The 20,485-nt window shown below is 40.7% G+C and carries 20 protein-coding genes; 3 read left to right on the top strand and 17 right to left on the bottom strand.

Features of this window, described 5'->3' with window-relative positions; all coding sequences use genetic code 11:
* Nucleotides 1-598: 598 nt before the first annotated feature.
* A complete protein-coding gene (fabI, locus tag KBF71_06630) occupies nucleotides 599-1,426 on the bottom strand; it encodes an enoyl-ACP reductase FabI (GenBank protein MBP9877989.1) in 828 nt (275 codons plus the stop codon).
* 160 nt (nucleotides 1,427-1,586) lie between these two features.
* Between fabI and KBF71_06625 the strand changes: the two genes are divergently transcribed.
* Entirely contained in the window at nucleotides 1,587-2,807 is a 1,221-nt protein-coding gene (locus KBF71_06625) for a YihY family inner membrane protein (GenBank protein ID MBP9877988.1), read from the top strand.
* Here the strand turns inward: KBF71_06625 and KBF71_06620 are convergent.
* The 12 genes from KBF71_06620 to KBF71_06565 all read right to left on the bottom strand — a co-directional run bounded on the left by KBF71_06620 (nucleotide 2,804) and on the right by KBF71_06565 (nucleotide 14,573).
* On the bottom strand, nucleotides 2,804-3,763 hold the full coding sequence (locus KBF71_06620; protein ID MBP9877987.1) for a DnaJ domain-containing protein: 960 nt from the start codon (nucleotides 3,761-3,763) through the stop codon (nucleotides 2,804-2,806). The two genes, KBF71_06625 and KBF71_06620, sit on opposite strands and share 4 nt — an antisense overlap.
* 75 nt (nucleotides 3,764-3,838) lie before the next feature.
* Nucleotides 3,839-4,708 (bottom strand): glycosyltransferase family 2 protein, encoded by an 870-nt coding sequence (locus KBF71_06615; GenBank protein MBP9877986.1) that lies wholly within the window; start codon nucleotides 4,706-4,708, stop codon nucleotides 3,839-3,841.
* A 104-nt stretch (nucleotides 4,709-4,812) separates the two neighbouring features.
* On the bottom strand, nucleotides 4,813-5,379 hold the full coding sequence (gene rplI / locus KBF71_06610) for a 50S ribosomal protein L9 (protein MBP9877985.1): 567 nt from the start codon (nucleotides 5,377-5,379) through the stop codon (nucleotides 4,813-4,815).
* A 28-nt stretch (nucleotides 5,380-5,407) separates the two neighbouring features.
* Nucleotides 5,408-5,641 carry a 30S ribosomal protein S18 gene (locus KBF71_06605; GenBank protein MBP9877984.1) on the bottom strand — a complete coding sequence of 78 codons (234 nt, stop codon included), beginning with the start codon at nucleotides 5,639-5,641 and terminating at the stop codon, nucleotides 5,408-5,410.
* A gap of 26 nt (nucleotides 5,642-5,667) precedes the next feature.
* Nucleotides 5,668-6,090: a 30S ribosomal protein S6 gene (rpsF, locus tag KBF71_06600; protein MBP9877983.1), complete on the bottom strand. Its 423-nt coding sequence runs from the start codon at nucleotides 6,088-6,090 to the stop codon at nucleotides 5,668-5,670.
* A 217-nt stretch (nucleotides 6,091-6,307) separates the two neighbouring features.
* Nucleotides 6,308-8,122: a translation elongation factor 4 gene (gene lepA, locus KBF71_06595; protein ID MBP9877982.1), complete on the bottom strand. Its 1,815-nt coding sequence runs from the start codon at nucleotides 8,120-8,122 to the stop codon at nucleotides 6,308-6,310.
* Between the two features lie 39 nt (nucleotides 8,123-8,161).
* Nucleotides 8,162-10,561, bottom strand: a complete 2,400-nt coding sequence (locus KBF71_06590) for a phenylalanine--tRNA ligase subunit beta (protein MBP9877981.1) — start codon at nucleotides 10,559-10,561, stop codon at nucleotides 8,162-8,164.
* A gap of 40 nt (nucleotides 10,562-10,601) precedes the next feature.
* On the bottom strand, nucleotides 10,602-11,672 hold the full coding sequence (gene pheS / locus KBF71_06585) for a phenylalanine--tRNA ligase subunit alpha (GenBank protein ID MBP9877980.1): 1,071 nt from the start codon (nucleotides 11,670-11,672) through the stop codon (nucleotides 10,602-10,604).
* Nucleotides 11,673-11,935: 263 nt separating this feature from the next.
* Nucleotides 11,936-12,301 (bottom strand): 50S ribosomal protein L20, encoded by a 366-nt coding sequence (gene rplT, locus KBF71_06580; protein MBP9877979.1) that lies wholly within the window; start codon nucleotides 12,299-12,301, stop codon nucleotides 11,936-11,938.
* Nucleotides 12,302-12,328: 27 nt separating this feature from the next.
* The gene (gene rpmI / locus KBF71_06575; protein MBP9877978.1) at nucleotides 12,329-12,532 is read right to left on the bottom strand and encodes a 50S ribosomal protein L35; all 204 of its coding nucleotides are present in this window, start codon (nucleotides 12,530-12,532) and stop codon (nucleotides 12,329-12,331) included.
* 191 nt (nucleotides 12,533-12,723) lie between these two features.
* Nucleotides 12,724-13,281 (bottom strand): hypothetical protein, encoded by a 558-nt coding sequence (locus tag KBF71_06570; GenBank protein MBP9877977.1) that lies wholly within the window; start codon nucleotides 13,279-13,281, stop codon nucleotides 12,724-12,726.
* A gap of 401 nt (nucleotides 13,282-13,682) precedes the next feature.
* Nucleotides 13,683-14,573: a LysR family transcriptional regulator gene (locus KBF71_06565; protein MBP9877976.1), complete on the bottom strand. Its 891-nt coding sequence runs from the start codon at nucleotides 14,571-14,573 to the stop codon at nucleotides 13,683-13,685.
* Nucleotides 14,574-14,770: 197 nt separating this feature from the next.
* Between KBF71_06565 and KBF71_06560 the strand changes: the two genes are divergently transcribed.
* Nucleotides 14,771-15,130, top strand: a complete 360-nt coding sequence (locus KBF71_06560) for a hypothetical protein (protein MBP9877975.1) — start codon at nucleotides 14,771-14,773, stop codon at nucleotides 15,128-15,130.
* On the opposite strand, the gene KBF71_06555 is transcribed toward KBF71_06560, so the two are convergent.
* The 4 genes from KBF71_06555 to KBF71_06540 all read right to left on the bottom strand — a co-directional run bounded on the left by KBF71_06555 (nucleotide 15,127) and on the right by KBF71_06540 (nucleotide 19,141).
* Nucleotides 15,127-15,528 carry a nucleotidyltransferase substrate binding protein gene (locus KBF71_06555; GenBank protein MBP9877974.1) on the bottom strand — a complete coding sequence of 134 codons (402 nt, stop codon included), beginning with the start codon at nucleotides 15,526-15,528 and terminating at the stop codon, nucleotides 15,127-15,129. The two genes, KBF71_06560 and KBF71_06555, sit on opposite strands and share 4 nt — an antisense overlap.
* Entirely contained in the window at nucleotides 15,529-15,831 is a 303-nt protein-coding gene (locus KBF71_06550) for a nucleotidyltransferase domain-containing protein (protein MBP9877973.1), read from the bottom strand.
* Nucleotides 15,832-15,907: 76 nt separating this feature from the next.
* Entirely contained in the window at nucleotides 15,908-17,344 is a 1,437-nt protein-coding gene (locus KBF71_06545) for a deoxyribodipyrimidine photo-lyase (protein ID MBP9877972.1), read from the bottom strand.
* Between the two features lie 9 nt (nucleotides 17,345-17,353).
* On the bottom strand, nucleotides 17,354-19,141 hold the full coding sequence (locus KBF71_06540; protein ID MBP9877971.1) for an SLC13 family permease: 1,788 nt from the start codon (nucleotides 19,139-19,141) through the stop codon (nucleotides 17,354-17,356).
* 248 nt (nucleotides 19,142-19,389) lie between these two features.
* On the opposite strand from KBF71_06540, the gene KBF71_06535 reads away from it, so the two are divergent.
* Nucleotides 19,390-20,073, top strand: coding sequence for a DUF1013 domain-containing protein (locus tag KBF71_06535; GenBank protein MBP9877970.1), 684 nt, complete (start codon nucleotides 19,390-19,392; stop codon nucleotides 20,071-20,073).
* Nucleotides 20,074-20,485: the final 412 nt, after the last annotated feature.

Raw genomic sequence — 20,485 nt, 5'->3', positions numbered from 1 at the left:
TGAGCATGGGCAACATTTACAGGGAGAACAAAGCTGACAAGATAAGACAATAAAACGAGGGAATGAATAGCTGGCTTTATTGTTTTTTTGAGCAGGGACGTGATCATGATGATTCCTCTTAACTAGGTGTGACATTTGAGAGGAATATCTGCCAGGATTGCTCCGCTCAATGCGCGTTTTTATAACGATGTATGGCTTTGAAGACTGATTACTTGTTAGGCAAGCCCGAATTCTTTCCATATTCTTATCTTGTTCTTATCTCACTCTTAGCACACACAAAAAATCATCGTCAACTCTTTTTTTACTTTTTTCTTATTTTTTATTTTTGCCCAAATATATTGAATTTATATTATTTTTTATTTTTTTGAAATTGAATTAAATCAAAGCATGATTCAACCATTTTTTTACACATTTCTCTTGATTTTCTGAGCAAATGAAGTATACTAAAAAATAGAGTACTGGATGCTCCTTTGAGGGGCTTGTCTGTAGCTGGAACTATTTTTCGACAAGCCCTCCTTACACACCACGACACACTGCACAAAATAGACATAAAAAAACCCCTTGAGAGGGGCTTTCTTTTTCATTTTCTTTAGGAAGTTTATTTCTTAACTGTGCTCAATAACTCTGCAGTTTCTGCAGCACTATCAATCGAAACCATCCCAACTGTGTGATAACCACAATCTACATGATGAACTTCACCTGTAACAGCTGTTCCAAGATCTGAAAGAAGATACAGAGCTGAATTTCCGACCTCGTCTTGAGTCACATTTCGCTTTAAAGGTGCATTCAATTCATTCCATCTTAAAATGTAACGAAAATCTCCGATACCGCTTGCCGCTAATGTTTTAATCGGACCCGCTGAAATAGCATTAACACGAATACGTCTTGACCCCAAATCTGTTGCCAAGTACCGAACAGAAGCCTCAAGTGCAGCTTTGGCAACGCCCATTACGTTATAGTGCGGCATAACACGCTCAGCGCCATAATAACTCAAGGTTACCATTGAACCACCATCTGTCATCAGCTCAGATGCATGACGCGCCAAATTCGTAAATGAATAGCATGAGATATCCATAGTTCTCAAGAAATTGTCACGTGATGTATTTAAATAAAGACCATCAAGCTCATTTTTATCCGAAAAAGCAATCGAATGAACCAAAAAGTCAAGTTGTCCCCACTCTTTTTTGAGCGTATCAAACAAAGCCTTGATGCTTTCTTCATCAGACACATCACAAGGCAAAACAATCTTTGAACCAAGGCTTGCAGCAAGTGGGCCAACACGCTTCTCTAAAGCTTCTCCTTGAAATGTAAAAGCAAGCTCAGCGCCTTGTTCATGTAATTTTTTTGCAATACCCCAAGCGATTGAGCGCTCATTGGCCGCACCCATAATGAGGCCTTTTTTTCCGTGCATCAGTTGATTCGACATCATAACCCTATATTCTAAATATGAACTTAGGCTATTTTTATCACAGTCTTACTAAGCTTTCAAGAAAAGGATCATTTCTTTCTGTAAAATTCTGCAAATCAGGTGTAGAACTAATCATAACAAGTCATCATAATATTCGTTAATCTTTTGAGGAGGATAGATGTATAAGGGTTTTTTTAGGTTCTGCCGTTCTTTACAAAAAATATTTTTTGATGAAGGCAGTGAAAAACAAGCTGCAGCACTCACTTTCACAACGCTTCTTGCGCTTGTTCCTTTAATGACTATTTCTGTTGCTATTTTTTCAGCTTTTCCTGCTTTTGATGAATTAAAAGTCCGGGCCCTCAAAACAGTGACTGACTCAATGTTACCAGAGGCTGTCTCAAGAATCACAACCTACTTTAGTGATTTTATGACCAATGCAGGACAAATGACGGTTTTTGGAATTGTTGCTTTAGCCCTCACCTCCCTCCTTTTAATGGCAACAATTGAAAGCTCTTTCAACAAGATTTGGCACGTGAGCGCACCAAGATCTCTCATGATCAGAATCCTTGCTTTCTGGGCCGTGTTAACTCTTGCCCCAATCTTTATCGCTCTTTCTATTGCCCTTTCAGACAAAGCTATGATGCTAGCCAATCACTTGGGTTTTGATACGAACATGTCGATCTGGCAAGTCATCGGCGTGATTTTACCTCTTTTGTTTGAAACTGTTGGCTTTACCTTGCTCTATATGGTTGTTCCTCACAAAAAAGTTTATTATGAACATGCCCTTATCGGCGGCGCGGTATCAGCTTTTCTGCTCGAGGTTTCTAAAGCGCTCTTCTCATTATACCTTGAATATTTCCCGGTCTATCAAACTGTATATGGAGCGGTTTCAGCGATTCCGATCTTTTTGATCTGGCTCTATATTGTATGGCTTGTGGTCCTTTTAGGCGCCATGATCGCAGCTCACCTTCCAAACTACCGTTTTTACAGTCACATGCATTATTCAGATCGAGGTAAAAAATCTGAACTCTTGGGTGTTATGCTCTTACTCTTACAAAATATTGTTGAAGGGTGTCGTAAAAACAATCTTGCTCAAGAAGGCGAACTGCGTGCAAAAATTGGTGTTCCTTCAACCATTTTTGATGAAGCTCTTGAAAGGCTCCATTATGTCAGAATGATTATGCCATCAAAAGGGCAGGTCTGGGTGGTATCTTGTGATATTGCTAACTTCACCATTTTTGATGTCTGTCGTCTGGCTGGCTTTGATCTTGCACCTTCTCTTGAAATGATTGAACGCGCTGATCCACCAGTGAAAAAAGAGCTCTTTACTCTTCTGGAATCAGGACAAAATCGTGTTGAAACACTTCTCTCAAAACCACTCAGCGAAGTCTTGGTTTAAAAATCTTTGTGCTCGTACAAAGCTTGACGTAAATCATACGGGTGTTCTTTCTCGAAGGCAGCGATTGCTTCTTTCAGAGTCGCAGGCATCGCCTCAGGCAATTTAATCTGAAGCTTTACAAGAAGATCCCCCTTCTCGCCATCAAGCACAACACCTTTACCAGGCAGACGTAAAACTTGTCCACTGTTTGATCCCGCAGGAATACTAAGCATCACAGAACCTGTCAATGTTGGCACTCTTACTTTGCCGCCATTCAAAGCTTCAGAAAGAGTGATAGGCAAATCCAGCGTAATCATCAGCTTCTCACGCTTAAAGAAGGGATGCGATTTTATATGGAGCTCAACAAGAGCATCACCAGAAGGGCCACCATTCTGACCAGGCTTTCCTTTCCCAGCAAGACGAATTTTTTGACCATCATCTGCGCCTTTGGGAATTGAGATTTCTACCTGAGTACCATCAATCAACTTTAATTTTGATTTTGTGCCTTCGATTGCAGCTATAAAAGGAACCGCCATCCGGTAAGTTACATCTGCGCCCTTTACTGAAGGTGCCTGTTCCTTTTTGGCCTTCCCTCGCCCTCTACCAAAAATCTCAGACAAAAAATCATCCGCACCAAAGCCTGAGGACTGACCTCTGCCCGCATTACGAAAGAAGCTTCCAAAACCACCCATATCGGCATCAGCGCCGGGCTGTCCACCTGATCGATAAAAACCACCCATGGTTGGGTTACCATCCGCATCAAGTTCACCACGATCAAACCGAGCTTTTTTATCTGAATCAGACAGAAGGTCATACGCAGCCGTTAATTCTTTAAATTTTTGTTCTTGCGCTTTATTACCAGGGTTCAAATCAGGATGAGATTGCTTTGCCAATTTACGGTAAGCTTGCTTGATCTCTTTTTCAGAGGCTGATTTCGAAATACCAAGAAGTTGGTAAGGGTCTTTTGCATTTGCCACGTGTCTGTATCCAATTCGTTATGTGTGAATAGAATATATGGATCTTCTCTCCAATTTCAAGTCTCTTCTTTTGAATTAATCAATAACGCGCCTTTCTGATTTTTGATTCAAAACCATCTTTACGAGCCGAACAAATAAACCAGGGTCTTTAATTATATTTTGAATGATTGCCTTCAAAAATTGACTTTTGGACTGCTTTAAACTCGCTAAAGTTTCAATGCGCACTGTTTGTAAAAAACGCCTCTGATTCACGCCACTCAAATGTGACCATTTTTGAACAAGCCTTTCGAGCGCTCCTTGAACGACAGACGGATCTGCGTGCGACTCCCTTAAGTAAATACGAGCAAGGCTCTCATTTGTGAAAACAAATTCGTAAAGCTGACTATACCGCAAGAGCCAATCCCAATCTTCAAGCCTTTTGAGTGTCTCATCATAAAGGCCAATCTCATCATAGGCAGATCGATCCACCATCAAGGTTGTCCCCGGACTGATAAAACAGCCCTTCAGAAAAAAGGCGAACCAATCGGCAGGTTTTTGATAGACAACCACTTGCTCACGATGATTCGGATAGACAAGTGTATAGGCTGTAAAACTGGCCTTGATTTTTCTATTTCTTTTTTGTTCTGCTTGAAAAAGCGTTAATTGGTGCGCTATTTTATGAGGTAACCATTCATCATCAGAATCTAAAAAAGCAAGATACTTACCTTTTGCACAACGGATACCGGTATTTCGAGCGGCAGCTGCGCCTTTGTTTATTTCATGCTTGATATAGGTTACATGCGGATAAGACTCGCGAAGAAAGGCCTCAGTTCCATCCGTTGAGGCATCATCAATGACAATCACCTCAGCCTCAAACAATGCGCAAAAGCCTGCTGTCAAGGCAGAAAGAGCCCTTGGCAAAGAGTGCTTACGATTATAAGACGGAAGAATGATAGAGAGTTTCATGCGATAATCCTTGAAGACAGACTATCGGGATTATCACTTTTTATCAATAAAAAACCACCCTTAGCACATCAAGTACCAAAGGGTGGTTTTTACTCAGCCTTGACTTAAAGCTGTTCGTCTTCAGCAGTCAACGGTGTTTCAAGTAGATCATCTGCTGATACAGTTATTTGTTCAAGATCTGTTTTCAGAAGAGCTGCACCTGTTTTTTGTTGAAGCTTTGCTTCTTCTTCTGAACGAGCAACATTCACGCGGATGCGTCTTGTCACTTCAGGGTGAAGAACGATCGTCACTTCAAAAATACCAAGTGTTTTAATTGGGTGTTCAATTGAAACTTGATGCTTCTTAATTGTCACACCAGCAGCTGTTACAGCAGTTGAAATGTCGTTTGCTGTCACAGATCCATAAAGTTGACCTGCTTCACCAGCTTGACGAATAATAATCACTTCTAAATTATCCATTTTTGAAGAGACTTTTTCAGCTTCTGATTTACGTGTTAGATTCTCAGCTTCTAATTGTTTTTTCTGCGTTGCAAAAAGTTCGATATTTGCTTTTGTTGCGCGCAGCGCTTTTCCTTTTGGTAAAAGGTGGTTGCGTGCATAACCTGGACGTACAGTGACTTTATCACCCATCTGTCCAAGATTCACAACGCGTTCTAAAAGAATAATTTCCATCGTTTGATTCCTAATTCATTACTATGCGTTAACGGACAATATATGGCATAAGGCCAAGATAGCGTGCGCGTTTAATTGCAGTTGCGAGTTCTCTTTGTTTCTTTGCAGAGACAGATGTGATACGGCTTGGCATCATTTTTCCGCGTTCTGAAATGAATTTTGAGAGTGTTCTGACATCTTTGTAATCAATTTTAATGCCATCTGGACCTGAAAAAGGGCAAGATTTGCGACGTCTGAAAAATGGTTTTTTGATCATTGACATGTTGGTTGTTCCTTTACAATCAAATATTAAGCATCAGCTTCAGCTGGTTGGTCATATTTTCTTGGCTTTGAAAACTTCTTTTGCTTTCTTGCGCCAAAATCATCTTCTTCATCATCATACTTATCTGACTTACTTGTCATCATGATCGATGGACCAGCTTCAATTGCTTCGATTCTTGTTGTCAGAAAACGTAAAACATCTTCATGAAGACCCATTTGTCTTTCCATTTCTTTGACAGCTTCTGACGGTGCATCAATATGGAAAAGAGTATAATGTGCTTTACGGTTTTTATTAATCCGATAAGCTAGACCTTTCAGACCCCAATATTCTGTCTTTTCGATCTTTCCTTGCAAGTCTTCAACGATTTTTGCAAAGTCTTTGTTCAGTGTCTCAACCTGTCCTGTGGATAAATCCTGACGGGCTAAGTAAACACATTCGTAAAATGCCATGTTAATCCTCCTTATGGCTAATCGTGTACAGCCAATACTATTGACTTTTGGGCTGCACCAAGCCGGCATGCCGGCAAGGAGTGCAAAATAAAAAACAATCCAAGCTCTCCGGAGAGAGTCAAATTATTTTACCTATTTTATTATCCTCTTCATAAAGGAAAACCTTGATGAAAGAGGCAATCAAGAATTTATAAGCGATCCAAGACAAAAATGCAAGTTATTTTTTGTCATCGCCCATTTTCAGAGCTGATAAAAAGGCCGATTGCGGAATTTCGACCTGTCCGAACTGACGCATCCGTTTTTTACCTTCTTTTTGCTTCTCAAGAAGTTTACGTTTCCGGCTCACGTCACCACCGTAACATTTTGCTAGAACATCCTTACGTAAAGCAGACAAAGATTCACGCGCAATAACCTTACCGCCAATGGCTGCTTGAATAGCAATCTGGAACATTTGCCTTGGAATCAGCTCTTTCAAACGCTCACACAAGGACCTTCCGCGTTTTTCAGCCGCTGATTTATGTGTAATAATTGACAAAGCATCAACAGGCTCATTATTCACCAAGATTGACATCTTCACCAAATCACCCTCTTTATAGTCACCAAGCTCATAATCAAAACTTGCATAACCACGTGATAGAGATTTCAGACGATCATAAAAATCAAAAACGACTTCATTGAGCGGCAATTCATAAATAATCATCGCCCTTCCGCCCACATAGGTAAGTTCTTTTTGCGATCCTCTGCGATCACTACAAAGCTGAAGCAATGAACCTAAATATTCATCTGGCACAAAAATGGTAGCTTTGATCCATGGCTCTTCAATATGATCAATTTTCATCACATCTGGCATATCTGATGGGTTATGAAGCTCAATCATGTCACCGTTTTTCATATAAATGTGATAGCTCACTGAAGGCGCTGTTGCAATCAGATCTAAATCAAACTCCCGTTCTAGACGCTCTTGAATGATTTCCATATGCAAAAGACCCAAAAACCCACAACGGAAACCAAAACCAAGAGCCGCAGAGGTTTCTGGCTCAAAATGGAAGCTGGCATCGTTTAAAGCAAGCTTACCGAGACTCTCACGCAGCTTTTCAAAATCACCTGCATCAACAGGAAACAAACTGCAAAAGACCACAGGAATTGAGGGCTTAAAGCCTGGCAGTGCTTCAGCACAAGGATTTTTTTCATAGGTTAACGTATCACCAATTTTTGTCTCAGTAATATCTTTAATACCTGCAGTGATAAAGCCAATTTCACCCGGATTCAACTCGCCTGTCATCACAGCTTTTGGCGTAAAAATACCAACGCGATCGATCAGACGCACACCGCCTGTTGACATAAATTTGATCTTTTCGCCTACTTTGAGCTGACCATCAATGATCCGGACCAAAATCACAACACCCAAATAACTATCGTACCAACTATCTACAAGCATTGCTTTTAATGGCGCATCAGGATCACCAATAGGCGATGGCAAACGGTCAACAATCGCATCTAAAACGCTCTCAATACCTATGCCTGTTTTTGCTGAAATCATAAGCGCATCTGACGTATCTAGGCCAATCACATCTTCAATTTGTTGTTTGACTTGATCAGGCTCTGCTGCGGGCAAATCAATCTTGTTGAGCACAGGAATAATTTCATGACTATGGTCAATTGCTTGATACACATTCGCTAAAGTTTGGGCTTCAACACCTTGGCTCGCATCTACAACCAACAGCGATCCCTCACAAGCTTCAAGTGAGCGTGACACTTCGTAAGCAAAGTCAACGTGGCCAGGCGTATCCATCAAATTCAGAATATAGTCTTTCCCATCCTTGCCTTTATAATTGAGGCGAACAGTTTGGGCTTTAATGGTGATGCCTCTTTCACGCTCGATTTCCATACTGTCAAGCACTTGTTCTTTCATCTCACGATCCGTGAGACCACCACAAAATTGGATCAAGCGATCCGCAAGGGTTGATTTTCCATGATCAATATGCGCGATAATTGAAAAATTGCGAATATTCTTTTGATGCGACGCTGACATAAATGTCTTTCCTTTTTCCTTGTAATAAACCACCTGATCTTACGACCTAAGTGTGGCTCCTGTTTCTTTTGCCACAGATTGAATAATATTTTGAGAAATCGCCTCAAGTTCTTCATCTGTAAAACTTTTTTCAACTGGCTGAAGCATGACTGATAAAGCAACAGATTTATGCCCTTCTTCAACGCCAACACCCTCATAAATGTCAAAGAGTGTCACTTTCTGGAGATATTTCTTATCAGCCTTCCGTACTGCAGATAGAATCTGATCTGCCGAGATCTGCTTACTTACTAAGAAAGCAAAGTCTCTTTCGACAAATTGCAATTGATTCAGCTGAAGCGCTGGCTTCTGGGCTTTTTCCTTCACCAACGGCAAAAGATCAATGTAAATTTCAAAAGCAACAACAGTCTCTTTAATGCCAAATGTTTGCAATAAAGCCGGGTGCAACTCACCAAAATAACCTAAAACCTGGTTTCCAAGAGATAGTTTCGCTGAGCGCGTTGGATGATAATAAGATGGCGCCTCATCAGCCCGCACTTGAACGCGCTGAGGATCAAGGCCACAATCTTCAAGAATTGCGTAGCAATCAGCCTTTGCATCATACAAATCAACCAGACGCTCTTTACCATGGACATTGCGCGGCTCCATAAATCCTGAACGAAGACCTGCAACCATTTGATGTTGCCCTAAAGGCGCTTTCTCATCAAAAACAGGACCCAATTCAAAGATACCAAAATCACGATAAGATCTATCAATATTCTTTTTCAAAGCCAGAAGTAAATTTCCAAGAATTGAAGGCCTCATCACATCAAGATCAGCAGAAATAGGATTTAGTAACTTTAAAGATGCTGGAATGGGCGCAAATTCTTTGGCTAAAGATTCTGACATAAATGACCAAGTCACAGCTTCATGGAGCCCTTCTGATGCAAGCAAGCGACGAACACGTTGACGACGTCTCTGCGATGCATCAAGCGCAGGTTGTGTAATTGGATGATCTTTTGTGAATGAACGCGCTGGAATATGATCAAAACCAATCACACGAACGACTTCTTCAGCAATATCCGCTTTTCCATTCACGTCATAGCGCCAGGTTGGTGTCTGGACAATCCATGTGTCACCTTGCTCAGATACAGTAAAGCCAAGGGCACTTAAAATCTCTTTCTGGCGTGCTTCCGGCACATCAATACCGATCAATTTGGCGCAATATGAGGGCTGATAGGCAATCTTTTTCTGATGATCTGCTGGCATTCCTTTGCCGACCAAAAGAACCTCACTCGCCTCACCGCCACAGAGATCAAGAATCATCTGCGTCGCTTTTTCTATATATGGCTCAACGGAAGCTGGATCAACACCGCGCTCAAAGCGATAACGAGCATCACTCTCAATCGCAAGACCTCTGCCCGCATAAGCAACGGCAGATGGCTCAAACAAAGCGCATTCAACAAAAACATCCGCTGTTTCAGCAGAACACCCAGTTTCAGCACCACCAATAATACCTGCAAGGCTCTGGAATCCAGCATCATCATAAATCCCGATCTCGCTACCTTTTAACTCATAATCTTTGTCATTTAAAGCTTTAAAAGTATCACCCTTTTGTCCCGGTTTTAAAACGAGATCACCCTTGATCTTAGCTGCATCGAAAACATGCATAGGGCGTGCAGCATCAAATGTAATATAATTGGTGATATCCACAAGAACCGAAATAGGTTTCACACCAATTGATTCAAGATCACGTTTAAGCCATTCTGGGCTCTCACCATTTTTTACGCCTTTGATCAAACGACCTGCGAATAGGTGAACTGCTTCTTTTGCACTTTCTTCAATCTTCACTTTAATTGATGACTGAAAGGTGCCCTTAACAGGTTGAATTTTATCATCAATCAAACGACCTAGACCTGCTGCAGCCAAATCCCTTGCAATACCGCGTATACCAGCGCAATCAGAACGATCAGGCGTGAGACCAATTTCGATCATCGGATCATCAAGCCCCGCATAAGAAACAAACTCAGCTCCAATTGGCGCATCATCTGGCAAATGAATAATGCCTTCAGACTCCGCTGAGAGGCAAAGCTCTTCTTCAGAACAAAGCATACCTGTTGATTCAACACCGCGGATTTTTGTCTTCTTTAAGGTCATATCCGAGCCTGGGATGTACATGCCCTCACGTGCAAACACAGCCTTCATGCCTTTTTGAACATTGCTTGCACCGCAAACGACTTCATATTCTTCAGAACCCGTATTCACAAGACATAAATTCAAACGATCTGCTTCAGGGTGACGACGAACCTCTTTAATTTGTGCAATAGTAAAACCTTTTAATTGATCAGCACGATTGGTTACTTCTTCAACCTCAAGCCCCAAAGCTGTCAATTTTAAAACGATATCATTCAAGGATGCATCGGTCTCTAAATGTTTTTTCAACCAGGAAAGGGTTAACTTCATCTTAGTGCCTTTCTATTCTCAATCATGTTTATGTCTATCATTAGAGGCCTGCTCCTAATGTTGGACGACGCAAAACGTTAAAGCCATAATGACGCATCCAGCGAATATCACCTTCAAAGAAAGTGCGCAAGTCCGGGATACCATATTTCAACATCGCTAACCGCTCAATCCCCATCCCAAAAGCGAAACCTTGATATTTCTCAGGATCAATATTGCAGTTGCGTAACACATTTGGATGAACCATACCGCACCCTAAAATTTCAAGCCAATCTTGACCGGCCCCAATTTTCAGCGTTCCCCCTTCGCGCTTGCACCCAATATCAACCTCAGCTGATGGCTCCGTAAAGGGGAAAAAACTTGGACGGAAACGAACAGGCAAATCATCAATCTGAAAAAACTGACGACAAAAATCAATCAAGCAACCTTTAAGCTCGGCCATTGTGACCTTTTCATCAATCACAAGACCTTCAATCTGATGGAACATAGGTGTATGCGTCATGTCATAATCTGACCGATAAGTCCGACCCGGCGCGATAATGCGAATAGGCGGTTTTTCAGAACACATGGTGCGAATTTGAACAGGTGATGTATGCGTTCTGAGCACGCGATCCTTTCCATCAGCACCTTTTGGAAGATAAAAAGTATCATGCATTTGGCGTGCTGGGTGGTCTTCTGGAATATTTAATGCTGTAAAATTGTTAAAATCATCCTCGACATCAGGCCCTTCAGCGACACTAAAGCCCATATCAGCAAAGATTTCAATCATCTCATCAATCGTTTGCGTGATGGGATGAATCGATCCCTTTTGCTTTGGACGAATTGGCAGAGTAACATCAAGCCTTTGACTCTTCAGTTTCTCATTCATTTCAGCCATAGATAATAGTGAGCGCTTAGAATCCAGAGCCTCAGTTATGTCAGATTTTGCCTGATTCAGGGCTGCACCAAAAGATTTTTTCTCTTCAATCGACAAAGACGCCAAATTCTTCATCAATTCCGTAAGCTGGCCTTTTTTACCTAAGGCAGAAACACGAATCTCTTCAACCTCTGCAAGCGTTGCAACTTGAGAAATTGCGTTCATAATATCTGATTTTATTGTATCAATTTGATGCATTTTATAATCCTAGACTAATTTATATGGGCCCAACAGAAACTCTATCACACTCTGCACTTCAATCTGGTTCAACATTTCAACAAAAAGAGGGCCTCTCATTTCTGATCGCCCTCTTACATCAAACGCTACTTTTAAATGATCCAAATGGATTTTTCAAGATTCGGCTTTGCGCATCTATGTATATAGGCTTACGCAGCCTCACTTTCAAATTCATTTGCCTGATTTAATCTAGCATTTAATACACTTTTATGTTTGAACCTAAGTTAAGCTGCTTTTTTGAGGGCTTTTTGTGAATTTTCAACAAACACCTTAAAAGCTTCTGGCTCTCTAACTGCGATATCAGACAGAACTTTACGATCCACTTCAATGCCTGCTTTATGCAAACCATCCATGAAACGTGAATATGTCATACCATGCAAACGTGCTGCTGCGTTGATACGCTGAATCCATAAAGCTCTGAATGTACGTTTTTTGTTGCGGCGATCTCTGTAACCATACTGTAATGATTTTTCGACGCGCTGAATAGCAATTCTAAAGGTATTTTTAGCTCTACCTCTGAAACCTTTTGCCATTTTAATAATTTTGCGGTGGCGTGCGTGTGTCGTCACACCTCTTTTAACTCTAGCCATTTAAATACTCCTTATCCTAATACGATATTACTGATCATTTAACAAATAAACTTTTGTGATTTTCCGTGCATCAGATGGATGCATGGTTCTCATTCCGCGTGCGGTTCTGAGCATCTCATTTGTTCTTTTGCGCATACCGTGTCTTTTACCAGCAGGAGTCATTTTAATTTTACCAGATGCTGTTAGTCTGAAGCGCTTTTTAGCACCACTATGTGTTTTCAACTTGGGCATTTTATCCTCACTTTACGTTACGAGTTATGACTTTAAACTTCCTTTTTAATCTCCCTCACAAGGCATGCCCTAAACATTCAGCTCACGTAAGAGGAGAAAGGAATATTCCTTTTTAATCGATCCCACTTCAAAATGCAAGCTCTTTTCTCAAAAAAATCAAAAAACACTTCCTTTTGAGTTAAACGATTTATTCAATGAAGCGTTACCAATTTTTCTACTAGAAAGATCACCTCATCTTGTTTGGTTTCAATATACAAATCAGATGAGTGAAATGAATCATTTTCATTCGGAAAATGGATATCTTCATAGATATGCGTGCCCTTGAGCCAGAGCGTGGCGCCTCTTTTAAAGATGTCAGGGTCCAAAAATTTGAAACAAAGCGGTCCTGTGATGCGGACATTATGTGTTTCTATTCTCTGGAAAGAGCCGCGTTCAGTTTTGAAGTAGAGCGGTGCATTGAGTCGAAAGAGCACACATTTAGGCGATGATTCCTCCCCCATTGGCCCATCATATTCAATATACATCTCTCCAGAAATTTCACCGCAGAGGGTCATGTTTCGATGAATGGCTTTGTCGAAAGTAAAGGGCAGCCCCTTTTTCACTTTGGTTTCCGTTGAATGATTCATTTTGTTTCTCATTTGTTCTGTTTGTCTGGGTAAGTGAGAAGAGCCACCTTCTGGCAAAGATGGCTCCTGACTTGGAAATGATGCTGGAACACCATGCCTATGACGCAACTGGAATAACGCCATTATTTCGTACTTTCAGAAGAGCGCACTATTTTGAGCTGGAGACCTATGTGCATTGCTCAACGCTTCAGTACGAAATGCTTGTTCAGGTTGATTTAAGATCGACCTGAGAAACTTTTAAAATTGATTTTAATAATATTTTGTGCTAATCTTTTATTTAATGTTTTTCTATATTGGCTGTTTTTTGTGCTCAAAACATTGTCCAGCGTTTTTTGCATAAGAATATACTTAATCATTTTGTAGTCCTTCTATTGAAAATGAGAGCACTAGTAGTAATAAATCTCATTGAGATCTCAAATATAAGAAAAGGTATTCTTTCCTCTATTTTTAATATAACACTATTTTTAGTCCTTGTGTAAAGATTTTTTTTCAACGCTCCCTCTGAAGGGATTAAAAAATGAAAATTACACAGGAAAAGCGTTTTCAAAATACTCACCAAGAAGTTTGAATCGCCTTATGTTTTGAAGGTATATAGGTACAATATAATAGATATCAAAGGTCTTTGGTTGATAATCTGCTAACACCCTAACGAGACCTTCATATTGATAACTTTCATAGGAAGATGGTATTGGACCAATACCAATACCCTTTTTTACAGCTTGCAATATAGCAACTGAAGAATTGACAACTAAAATTGGTTCTCGTTTTTTTTCCGTTTCTTTTGCTAGATGCCAATCAAGATCACTATGAATGTTTTCCTCAGGATCATAGGCGCTAATCAGTCTATGATTATCTAAGTCTTTCCAAGTTTTTGGCTCTCCAAATTCTTTTATATATTCTTCCGATGCATAGAGGTGCATATATTGTGATAAAATTTTAACCTGTCGCAAATCAGGCCTATGTGGCACATAAGGCGCTATTGCAACATCTCCAACCCACTCCTCAAAAGGACTGCTCGAATTATGACACTTAATACGAATTTTAATATTATCATATTGATCATAGAAATCTTTTAATTGACGAGCAATTAAATGAGAAGCAACTCCTGCCCATGTGTTTAGAATAATTTCTCCACCTTGATCTGGATCCTGAGTATAAATATCAGGAATAGCCTCTAAAGATTCGATTCCATCTTTAATAAGATAGAAAAGCTTCTTCCCATCTGGGGTTAACCTAATACCGCCTTTATTGCGAACCATTAGATTTAAAGATAATAATTTTTCTAACAAAATAATATGATTACTGACAGCCGAAAGACTTAACTCCATAAATACAGATGCCTTTTTAAGAGCGCCAAGTTTCACAGCATAATAAAATGCTCTTAAATATTCGAATGGTATTTTTGTTGTATCCATTTTCAACCCTTTATCCTGCAAATAATGTCTAAGATAACAGAGTTTACATCAGAATGTCTGCTGAAATTAAGGAATTTTTTTCAAGCCGTGAACTCTTCATTTTCTCAAAAATATAAAAGCAAAACAATTCTCAGCCAAATTGACAGCAGCCAAGAAATTCTATAATTTGGAAAGATCATCAATAATAAGGAACCATCATGGGAAACTTCACGATATATAAGCAAGGAAAAGACGGTTTCTTCTATCCAGAAATCAATGCTCTAAGGCCAGAATCTGAGAGCATTACAAGCATTGCAAGCCGATTCAAGCCCATTTATCCGGAGGAAAAACCCCACAACCATGAAGAACCCAACGATGTAAAGCGCATCTTATCTGAAAGAGCGGTATCTAAAGTGGAACAAGAAAGCAAAGACACAGAAAAGTGCGACTCGGACTGGGCGGAACAAATAACACAATTGGTTATTGCCCAGCGCGCCTATGAACTTGAGGTGGCACACTTGAAGGCTGCTGAGCGCGCACATGAAGAAAAGCTAGAAATACTCAAAAAATACTGTTAAAGCTTATACTTATTTTTTAACTTTTGATAACTTGCCTCGAAAATTGGCAAATAGGCCTTAATATGCTCAAAGACTCTTTTGGCGTCTTCTTGCTTGTAGACATGGGACGTATTATTGCGATCATCGAGCATACTCAACCAGGCTTTTTCATCATCAATTAGATTGTATTGAAATGATTTATTCAACACGTCCCGGGGCGTAGTGGCCTCGATCTTCTCATAAGCCAATATTTTTTTTAGGACCTTCCAAAATAGCTCAATGACAAATTCAAACCGTTGAATAGCTGCATCTTGCATGTAATCATTTTTCTCAAGATCCTCATGACGCATCACCTCTGCAAGTCGAATAATCGCTTGCCCTAGCGATTCATAATAATCTTTCCAAAACTGAATTTCCATTTACGATTCACCTCGCTGATAGAGTATTTTTTTAAACTGCAGAATATTCATTTTTAACTTATCATCATCATTCAGTCTATCAAACTGAAGGCAATCAATTTTTAAGAGCGTATCTGCATTTTCTATAATCTCAAGAACCTGATGCCAATCAGACTCATTTGCTCTTGGACAAATAATTGCAAGATCTATATCTGATCTCTCAGCATGATCACCCCTTGCCCTAGATCCAAAAAGCCATATTTCATCAACGAAGGGCAAAGCCTTTAATTTTGAAATAAAAGCATATTTCGACAGATCCGCCATTGAATCAACACCTAAAAAAGATTTCTTTTTAAACACCCTTCAGACTAACACGAATTCATGAAAAGCACAATCATTGTTAGGACTGACACAACCGATACCGCTCTAGAGCCTTTTGTCTTTGCACATCGTGATTCACAATCGGCAGAGGATAATACTCCCCCAAACGGACCCCTGCTCCTTGTAAAACCAAACTCGGGGCTTCTGAAGGCGCGTGAATATATCGATCAGGCAGTTCTTTCAGCTCAGGAACCCACCTGCGAATATATGTACCAGCCGCATCAAATTTTTTCGACTGCAGCACAGGATTGAAAATCCTGAAATAAGGCGCTGCATCGGCACCGCAACCAGCAACCCATTGCCAACTCACAGCATTATTCGCCAAATCTGCATCCACAAGCGTATCCCAGAACCATTTTTCTCCGACCTGCCAAGGAATAAAAAGATCCTTTGTGAGAAAAGAAGCTACAATCATCCGCACACGATTATGCATATAGCCTGTTTGCCATAATTCCCGCATGCCCGCATCCACAATCGGAAAACCTGTCTGCCCTTTTTGCCACGCCTTTAGAAAATCATCATTCTGGTCCCATTGGAACTTTGCAAAAGCTTCTTTCATCGGCCGATCCGGCAATTGCGGATCATGATACAATAAATGATGCGCAAACTCACGCCAACCTAGCTCTGACAAGAATCTCGCCATATTCACTTCGCTCATTGATTTTTCATGCAGATCACAAAAGGCAGCACAGATATACCATATCTGCAAAGGACTGATCTCTCCAAAGTGCAAATGGGGCGATAGAAGCGATGTTGCAACCTTCGATGGAAAGTCCCTGCCTCTTGCATAATCATCCAATTGCTCATTCAAAAATTGCAAGCACTTTTCATGAGCCGCTTTCTCACCACATCGCCAGATCTCTGAAAAGCCTGCCGCCCAATTTGGCTTTGTCGGCAATAGTGCTAAATCTTCCAGAGCATCAGATGCAACGATCTTTGACAGAGGCGTCATCTCAGCTGGCTTAGCCAAAGGCCTTTGAGAGATACCGCGCCTTAAAATCTCTTTCCAAAAAGGAGTGTAGACCTTGTAATATCCACCTGTCTTTGTTTGTATATCAAAAGGCTCAACCAGAAGAGAGGCTTTAAAACTCTTAACCTCAAGACCTTTTTCCCTAAAATGCGTTTTGATCTCTTGATCTCGCTGAATGGCGTAAGGCTCATAACAGCGATTCCAATAAAGAGATGTTACTTTCAGCTCATCAACCAACTTTTCCAGAACAGGCAGAGCCTTGCCTCTTTTTAAGATCAATGGAATGCCATGAGATTGCAGATCTTGCTGCAAGGAGGCCAAACTGTGATGAAGCCACCAGCGCGATGCCCCGCCCATTTTCCAGGCGTCTGGGGTTTCATCGTCTAGGATATAGACAATCGCTATCTCTCCCTTGCTTGCAGCCTCAAACAAAGCAGGATTATCCGATAGGCGCAAATCTTGACGAAACCACACTAAACTTGACATATCACCCTCTTAAAATGGCCAAAAATATGGGATTAAAAGCACAGAAACAAGAAACAACAAAATATTAATTGGCGTTCCTATTTTCAGGAAATCCATGAACTTATATCCGCCGGCACTGTAAACGAATGTATTGGTCTGGTAACCAATTGGGGTTGCAAAACTGGCACTAGCCCCAAACATCACGGCAACAACAAAAGGCCGGGCATCCACACCCATCTGATCTGCAATACTCAGAGCAATCGGAGTGAATAATAAGGCCACTGCATTGTTACTGATCATCTCCGTTAAAAATGAAACCACACCATAAACAAGAGCCAGCACCCAGAATGGCCCCAAAGCCTCAAAAAAAGGCAACATCTTATTCACAATCATCACGGCAGCACCCGTTTTTTCAAGCGCCATGCTCAGTGCAATCATCCCAAAAATCATGAAAATAATCCGCCAATCGATTGCTTGATAAGCCTCATCAGTATCCATACAGCCCAAAAGCAAAACCAAAACACAGGCTATAATGGCCATAGAGGTAATTGAAATCCCAGCAATTGATGAAAATAAAATGACAGATAGAATAGCCCCAATTGCAATCCATGCCTTATCACGCCGATAAGGCTGTTCTTCAATATCTGAAATACTGATTAGCTCATTGCGAACAAACAAATCGTGCATTTTCTCTTTTGGACCTTCAAGCAATATCGTATCCCCAAAGGCCAAACGCACGTCTTCAAAATTCTGATCATAGTCCTTTTCATGACGGTGAACTGCTAAAATATAACACCCGTATCGTTCACTTAAATTAAGTTCACCAATCGTTTTGCCAACATACCGAGATCTTGGACCCACGATAGCCTGCATGACAACAGCTGGCTGTGAAGAAATTTCCTCATAATCAGACTTCTTTTCAAAAGCAACCGACTTGTTTACTTTTAAGTCCATAAGTTCTTGCATATTCGTTTCCAGAACAATCCGATCTCCTGCCTGCAGCTTCAGATTAGCAAGATCGTACCTTAATGAAAAAGCTTGCCTGATAACATCGAGCACAAACTTATCAGACCTATTCGTCAGAAAGCCTGCTTGCTTCAAGGTCTTATTCACAAAGCCTGACTTTTTCGTCACCAAAACTTCGGTAAAAAAATGCGTTGTCCGGTCTAAAAAAGCTGACCCTTGCTGACCTTCATCTTTCTTTGGCAAAAAATGTCGCCCTACAAAAACAATATATATAGCCCCAATCGTTGCAACAATTGATCCAAAGCCTGTAATTTCAAAAACACCAAAGGCTGGCAACCCAGCAGATTGAACAAGCCCATCCACCAAAAGATTTGTCGAGGTTCCTATCAGTGTACAGGTTCCACCCAGAATGGCGGCATAAGAAAGCGGTATCAAAAATTGTTTTGCAGAGACTTTCATGCTCCGAGCCAGCACGATAACAACGGGCGCCATCATCACAACAATCGGTGTATTGTTCATGAAAGCAGAGAGAAACATCACAACAAACATCATTACAAAAAGCACAACCCATCCAGGATATTTTGCAAATCTGACAACATTTTGTCCCAAAGCATGAATACAACCTGTGCGCTCAAGCGCAGAGGTTAAAACAAACATGGCGCCAACTGTTATTGGCCCCGGATTACTAAAAATGGTAAGGACTTCGTTTGACGTCAGAATCCCTGTAATCAAAAGCACAGCAACAACAGATAACGAAATGACATCTGGCGGAAAGCTTTCTTTGACAAAAGCAATAAAAACAAATAGCAAAATACACAAGACAATGGCTATCTGGATTGATTCAATACTCATCCTTGACTTTTATCCTCTTCACTTTTTTCCTTAATCATATCGACAATTGGCATACAAATCTAGTACGGAAAGAAAAATGATTAAAATGGCGGTTGTTTTGTGAAAACTTATATGTTAGTCTCTAGATCGTACAGCTGGACAAATGCAGATCTTACATTGCCCAGAGCCAACATTTTAAATATTTTCAGCATAAGCCTAAAAAAACAGCAGGATATCACTGAAGATATATCACAGAAATAGGAGCATCCATGTCACGGACAGTAATGCCAAAAGCAACAGCCGTATGGTTGATTGATAACACAACGCTCACCTTTGAGCAAATAGCCGATTTTTGCGGAATGCATTCGCTTGAAGTACAAGCTATTGCAGATGGTGAAGTTGCCGTTCATATTGTAGGGGAAAACCCAATCACAACAGGCCAGCTCAGCAAAGAAGAAATTGCTCGCTGTGAAGCCAATCCAAAGGAAAAACTCCAGGCTCTTAAATCTGACATGCCTGAAGTCTCTCGTAAGGTAAAAGGTCCACGCTACACACCTGTGATGAAACGTGCTGACAAGCCTGATGCAATCGCTTGGGTTATCAAGCATCATCCTGAAGTGCCTGATAGCGGCATTTGCAAATTGATTGGGACAACAAAGCCAACAATCGATGCTGTTCGTAAAAAAACACACTGGAATTCACCGAACATTTCACCACAAAACCCAGTCCAGCTTGGCCTTTGCAGCTTGATGGATCTTCAAAACTTCTTGGCGAAATACAAAAAGAACATCCCAGCTGAAGCCGCTGATTCAGAATCACTTGACGTGAATCTTGAAACAACAAGCTTCGGATCGAGAGAATCTGGTGACTTTGCAACCCCGATTGATGACGCTGAAGAATTTGAAGACAGATCAGACGATTTCGATTTCCATTCAAGTGACCAAAATAAGTAAGTTTTTTTGTGAGAAGGGGCAATACAATGCAACAACCTCCTGATTCTCCAAATGCAGCACCAAAACTCCTATAAAAGTCAAAGAGCCATCACTCAGAGTCCATGGAGTTTTTTCAAATATTGATGCTCGTAAGTATCCACCCATCTTCTAAAATGTAATGCATACACAATCGTCTTTGCGAGCCCTTTAGGGCGTGGCAATCTCATGGATTTTGAGAGAAGATCGCCACGCTTCGCTCGCGATGACGAACCTATTGCCTCAATAAGAGCCTTTTCTAATTCTATTGCTTAGGTAGTGTCGACATTTAATTTTTTTTATGATATACTGAACTTCTAATAATAAGAAAAGGAGTTGAAAGTTGTATGATTTAAGGGATGACCAATGGGAAGCAATTAAGGATAGCCTCCCAGGA

It is taken from the genome of Alphaproteobacteria bacterium (assembly GCA_018063245.1).
Lineage (GTDB): Bacteria > Pseudomonadota > Alphaproteobacteria > JAGPBS01 > JAGPBS01 > JAGPBS01.
The sequence above is the reverse complement of the archived record's forward strand: the minus strand, read 5'-3'. Positions and strand labels throughout refer to the sequence as shown.

What these genes read in the sequence shown, in the direction of transcription:
- KBF71_06560 (MBP9877975.1), top strand. Translation starts at nt 14,771, where the DNA reads ATGGGAAACTTCACGATATATAAGCAAGGAAAAGACGGTTTCTTCTAT.
- KBF71_06625 (MBP9877988.1), top strand. Translation starts at nt 1,587, where the DNA reads ATGTATAAGGGTTTTTTTAGGTTCTGCCGTTCTTTACAAAAAATATTT.
- KBF71_06555 (MBP9877974.1), bottom strand. Translation starts at nt 15,528, where the DNA reads ATGGAAATTCAGTTTTGGAAAGATTATTATGAATCGCTAGGGCAAGCG.
- KBF71_06545 (MBP9877972.1), bottom strand. Translation starts at nt 17,344, where the DNA reads ATGTCAAGTTTAGTGTGGTTTCGTCAAGATTTGCGCCTATCGGATAAT.
- rpmI (MBP9877978.1), bottom strand. Translation starts at nt 12,532, where the DNA reads ATGCCCAAGTTGAAAACACATAGTGGTGCTAAAAAGCGCTTCAGACTA.
- rplT (MBP9877979.1), bottom strand. Translation starts at nt 12,301, where the DNA reads ATGGCTAGAGTTAAAAGAGGTGTGACGACACACGCACGCCACCGCAAA.
- KBF71_06590 (MBP9877981.1), bottom strand. Translation starts at nt 10,561, where the DNA reads ATGAAGTTAACCCTTTCCTGGTTGAAAAAACATTTAGAGACCGATGCA.
- KBF71_06540 (MBP9877971.1), bottom strand. Translation starts at nt 19,141, where the DNA reads ATGAGTATTGAATCAATCCAGATAGCCATTGTCTTGTGTATTTTGCTA.
- fabI (MBP9877989.1), bottom strand. Translation starts at nt 1,426, where the DNA reads ATGTCGAATCAACTGATGCACGGAAAAAAAGGCCTCATTATGGGTGCG.
- KBF71_06570 (MBP9877977.1), bottom strand. Translation starts at nt 13,281, where the DNA reads ATGGCGTTATTCCAGTTGCGTCATAGGCATGGTGTTCCAGCATCATTT.
- KBF71_06605 (MBP9877984.1), bottom strand. Translation starts at nt 5,641, where the DNA reads ATGTCAATGATCAAAAAACCATTTTTCAGACGTCGCAAATCTTGCCCT.
- KBF71_06615 (MBP9877986.1), bottom strand. Translation starts at nt 4,708, where the DNA reads ATGAAACTCTCTATCATTCTTCCGTCTTATAATCGTAAGCACTCTTTG.
- rpsF (MBP9877983.1), bottom strand. Translation starts at nt 6,090, where the DNA reads ATGGCATTTTACGAATGTGTTTACTTAGCCCGTCAGGATTTATCCACA.
- KBF71_06565 (MBP9877976.1), bottom strand. Translation starts at nt 14,573, where the DNA reads ATGGATACAACAAAAATACCATTCGAATATTTAAGAGCATTTTATTAT.
- rplI (MBP9877985.1), bottom strand. Translation starts at nt 5,379, where the DNA reads ATGGAAATTATTCTTTTAGAACGCGTTGTGAATCTTGGACAGATGGGT.
- pheS (MBP9877980.1), bottom strand. Translation starts at nt 11,672, where the DNA reads ATGCATCAAATTGATACAATAAAATCAGATATTATGAACGCAATTTCT.
- KBF71_06550 (MBP9877973.1), bottom strand. Translation starts at nt 15,831, where the DNA reads ATGGCGGATCTGTCGAAATATGCTTTTATTTCAAAATTAAAGGCTTTG.
- lepA (MBP9877982.1), bottom strand. Translation starts at nt 8,122, where the DNA reads ATGTCAGCGTCGCATCAAAAGAATATTCGCAATTTTTCAATTATCGCG.
- KBF71_06535 (MBP9877970.1), top strand. Translation starts at nt 19,390, where the DNA reads ATGTCACGGACAGTAATGCCAAAAGCAACAGCCGTATGGTTGATTGAT.